This window comes from Streptomyces sp. NPDC059456, assembly GCF_042750055.1.
Taxonomy (GTDB): domain Bacteria; phylum Actinomycetota; class Actinomycetes; order Streptomycetales; family Streptomycetaceae; genus Streptomyces.
In genome coordinates this window covers 1-4,545 of sequence record NZ_JBHYVA010000163.1, presented here as the reverse complement: position 1 = coordinate 4,545, position 4,545 = coordinate 1, and the positions used below count along the sequence as shown (strand labels likewise).

The following is a 4,545-nucleotide window of genomic DNA, read 5'->3' as shown; positions in this document are numbered from 1 at the left end:
GTGCTGATCCCCTCCCCGGCCCCCTTTGTGTGGGGGGGGGGGGGGGGGGCGCCCCCCCCCCCCACCCCCACAGACTCTCCGGGCGGTGTGACACCGGGAACGTCACACTTCCAGTCCCACCGCCCGGAGCCAGAAGTCCGGAGTACGGAGAACCGCACCGCTCGCGGTCCGTCCCCCCGGCATCACCCCCACCGCAACACCCGGTGGCCCCGGCACCCCGGAGCCGCCACCAAGTACCGCAGAACCCCCGCAGTACCCGCAGTACACGCAGTGCACCTTCGCGTCGCCTCGGGCCGTCACCCCGGGTCGTGCAGCCAAACGGAGTTTCCCAAATCCCGCGTCTCCAATCTTCATGCGGGTGCCCCTTTGAACCTTGGGAGTTAGGCACCATGACCCAGTCGTCTGTAGAGCCCAAGACCACCGCGGAAGAGGCCGGCGACGGCTCTCGTACCCCCGCCGGGCGTTCTTGGCTCGACCGGTACTTTCACATCACCCATAGAGGGTCCAGCGTCGGAAATGAGATTCGTGGCGGCGTCACGACCTTCATGGCCATGGCGTACATCCTCCTGCTCAACCCACTGATCCTCTCCGGCAAGGACGTCGCCGGGGACACCATGAGCCAGAAGGCGCTCATCACCGCCACGGCGTTCGCCGCGGCGCTGACGACGCTCCTCATGGGCTTCGTCGGCAAGGTCCCGCTCGCGCTCGCCGCGGGCCTGTCGGTCTCGGGCGTGCTCTCCTCGCAGGTCGCCCCGCAGATGACCTGGCCGCAGGCCATGGGCATGTGCGTGATGTACGGCGTCGTGATCTGTCTCCTGGTCGTCACCGGCCTGCGTGAGATGATCATGAATGCGATCCCGCTCGCGCTCAAGCACGCGATCACCATGGGCATCGGCCTGTTCGTCGCCCTGATCGGCCTCGTGAAGGCCGGTTTCGTCGGCAACGGCGGTGAATTCGCTCCTCCGGTCCAGCTCGGCCCCGTCGGGCAGCTCGCCGGCTGGCCCGTCCTGATCTTCTGCATCACCCTGCTCGCCATCTTCATGCTGCAGGCCCGCAAGGTCCCCGGCGCGATCCTGATCGGCATCATCGGCGGCACCGTGATCGCCGCGATCGTCAACGCCGTCGCCGACGTCGACCCGAAGGCCTGGAAGAACGGCGCGCCCACCCTGGACGGCTCCGCCATCTCGATGCCGGACTTCTCGCTCTTCGGCAAGGTCTCCTTCGGCGGCTGGGGCGACGTCGGCGCCATGACGATCGGCATGATCGTCTTCACCCTGGTGCTCGCCGGCTTCTTCGACGCGATGGCCACCATCATCGGCGTCGGCACCGAGGCCAAGCTCGCCGACGACAAGGGCCGCATGCCGGGCCTGTCCAAGGCCCTGTTCATCGACGGCGCCGGCGGTGCCATCGGCGGCCTGACCGGAGGCTCCGGCCAGACCGTCTTCGTCGAGTCCGCCACCGGCGTCGGCGAGGGTGCCCGCACGGGTCTCGCCTCCGTCGTCACCGGCCTGTTCTTCGCCGCCTGCCTCTTCTTCACCCCGATCACGCAGATCGTCCCGGGTGAGGTCGCCTCCGCGGCCCTGGTCGTCATCGGCGCGATGATGATGCAGAACGCCCGCCACGTGGACTGGGCCGACAGCGCGACCGCCATCCCGGTCTTCCTGACCGTGGCGCTCATGCCCTTCACCTACTCGATCACCGCGGGCGTCGCCGCGGGCGTCATCTCCTACGTGGCCATCAAGATCGCGCAGGGCAAGGCCCGCGAGATCGGCGCCTTCATGTGGGCACTGACGGTGATCTTCGTGATCTTCTTCGCGGAGCACCCGATCGAGGCGTGGCTCGGCGTGAAGTAAGGCCCGGCCGGTGATCCGGCCCCCGCCCTCCACGCATCCGATACTGGTAAACGAACCCTCCGAGGAGGCCGCAATGCTGGACATCGCCGAAGAACTGAACCGGTGGGTCGAGCAGGGACGTGACTTCGCCGTCGCCACCGTGGTGGCGGTGGGCGGGAGCGCGCCCCGGCAGCCCGGTGCCGCACTCGCCGTCGACAGCGCGGGCACGGCCATCGGATCGGTCTCCGGCGGATGCGTGGAGGGCGCGGTGTACGAGCTGTGCCGGCAGGCGCTGGAGGACGGCGAGACCGTCCAGGAGCGCTTCGGCTACAGCGATGACGACGCCTTCGCCGTGGGGCTGACCTGCGGCGGGATCATCGACATCCTCGTCACCCCGGTCCCGGTGGGATCCCCCGCGCGGGAGGTGTTCGCCGCCGCGCTGGCCGCCGCCGCCCGCGGCGAGGCCGCGGCGGTCGCCCGGATCGCGGAGGGTCCGGCCGAGCTCAAGGGCCGCGCCGTGCTCGTCCGGGGCGAGGGCGGCCACGAGGGCGGTTTCGGGGGACACCCCGAGCTCGACCGCACCGTCGCCGAAGAGGCACGCGCCATGCTCGACGCCGGCCGGACCGGCGTGCTGGAGATCGGCGCCGACGGCAGGCTCTGCGGAGAGCCGCTCAAGGTGCTCGTCGAGTCCAGCGTCCCGCCGCCGCGGATGGTCGTCTTCGGCGCCATCGACTTCGCCTCCGCACTCGTGCGGATCGGCAAATTCCTCGGCTACCACGTGACCCTGTGCGACGCGCGGCCCGTGTTCGCGACGAAGAACCGTTTCCCCGAGGCGGACGCGATCGTCGTCGAATGGCCGCACCGCTACCTGGAGGCCCAGGCCGCGGCGGGCCTCGTCGACGGCCGGACCGTCCTGTGCGTGCTCACCCACGACGCCAAGTTCGACGTCCCGCTCCTGGAACTCGCCCTCAAGCTGCCCGTCGCGTACGTCGGCGCCATGGGCTCCCGGCGGACCCACGAGGACCGCAACAAGCGGCTCCGCGAGGTCGGCGTGACCGAGCTGGAACTGGCCCGGCTGCGCTCCCCGATCGGCCTGGACCTCGGCGCCCGCTCCCCGGAGGAGACCGCGCTGTCCATCGCCGCCGAGATCGTCGCGAACCGCCGCGGCGGCTCCGGGGCGGCCCTCACCGGAGCGCACATACCGATCCACCCGGACACCTCGAACACGGTGATCGGCAGGATCGGCTCCGTCGCTTGAAGGACGGCGGGCCCCGCGGCGGTGCCGCAGGAGCACCGGAGCGGTACCTGAGGATCCGTCGAGAAGATCAGGGCGCAACCCCCGCGAGGGTTGCGCCCTTTCGCCGTTCCGCCTATTTTACCGGCCGGTAACAGCGCCTTCCTGCAACGGAGTTGAGCGGATGTCCCGGACCGTACGCACCGCCCGCACCGCCCGTACCCCCGTCCGTGCGCTCCTCGCCGGCTGTGTGCTGGCCGCGGCCTCGCTCGCGGCGGGCCCCGCGTCGGCGTCCGCGCCGGCCGCGGCCCCCGCGCCCGCCCCGGGCGGCACCGGCGTGCGCGAGGTGCTGTTCGTCGGCAACAACTGGGAGGGGACCGCCGACGTGCTCGCCTCCACCGGAGACCTCGCCAAGGTCGGACGGATCAACATGATCCCCGACAAGGAGGAGCGGCTCCGCGAGATCTACCTCAACCCGATCAAGCTCGCCTTCTTCCTCGGCATCCGGGGCAGCGCGGGCGAGGGGCACGACCAGTTCGTCGACGACATGTACACCACCCCCGACGGCACGGCCGTGGTCGCCTCCCGCCCCAGCTTCGCGGACGTCGTCTCGATCGACGTGCGGACGGGCCGGATCAACTGGCGCTTCCCCGTCTCCGGCTTCCGCTCCGACCACATGGCGGTCTCGCCGGACGGCACCCGGGTCGCCGTCTCCGCCTCCACCGCCAACACCGTGCACGTCCTCGACATCGCCACCGGGCGGCAGGTGGGCTCCTTCCCCACCGGCGACAAGCCGCACGAGAACACCTTCAGCCGGGACGGCCGCTTCCTGTGGAACAGCGCCATCGGGGACGTGACCTCCGCCCTGGACGCGCCGTGGCTGGACTGGACGAAGGGCGACCGGAAGATCACCGTCGTCGACGCGCAGACCTTCCGCACGGTCCGCGTCATCGACATGCGCGAGCGGCTCGACGCCTTCGGCCGCTCCGACCTGTCCGACGCCGTCCGGCCCATGTCCTTCAGCCCCGACGAGTCCAAGCTCTACTTCCAGGTGTCCTTCTTCAACGGCGTCGTCGAGTACGACGTGGCCGCCGACCGGATCACCCGCATCAAGGAGCTCCCCCGCAACCCCGCCACCAACGCGGACCGCACCACCTGGGTCAACGACTCCCGCCACCACGGCCTGTCCATGAGCCCGGACGGGACCAAGCTCTGCGTCGCGGGCACCATGGACGACTACGCCACCGTCGTGGACCGCGCCTCCCTCGCCGAGGGGCCGCTGGTGCCCGCGAACAAGCCGTACTGGGCCACCGTCGACGGGGACGGCACCGCCTGCGTGATCTCCGAGAGCGGCGCGGACCAGGTCACCGCCATCGACTTCGCGACCGGCGCCAAGCGGGTCTCCGTCCCCGACGGCGACCACCCGCAGCGGGTCCGGATCGGCCACGTCCCCGCGGGCTGGACCGGCCCGCAGTAACG

3 protein-coding genes are annotated in these 4,545 nt (G+C 70.8%); all 3 read left to right on the top strand.

The window, feature by feature from the left end; genetic code table 11:
- Positions 1 to 389: 389 nt before the first annotated feature.
- Entirely contained in the window at positions 390 to 1,853 is a 1,464-nt protein-coding gene (locus ACFXA3_RS16750; protein ID WP_385187415.1) for an NCS2 family permease, read from the top strand.
- Between the two features lie 73 nt (positions 1,854 to 1,926).
- Positions 1,927 to 3,090, top strand: coding sequence for an XdhC family protein (locus ACFXA3_RS16745; RefSeq protein WP_385187413.1), 1,164 nt, complete (start codon positions 1,927 to 1,929; stop codon positions 3,088 to 3,090).
- Positions 3,091 to 3,250: 160 nt separating this feature from the next.
- A complete protein-coding gene (locus ACFXA3_RS16740) occupies positions 3,251 to 4,543 on the top strand; it encodes a YncE family protein (protein ID WP_385187411.1) in 1,293 nt (430 codons plus the stop codon).
- The last annotated feature ends 2 nt before the right edge of the window (positions 4,544 to 4,545 follow it).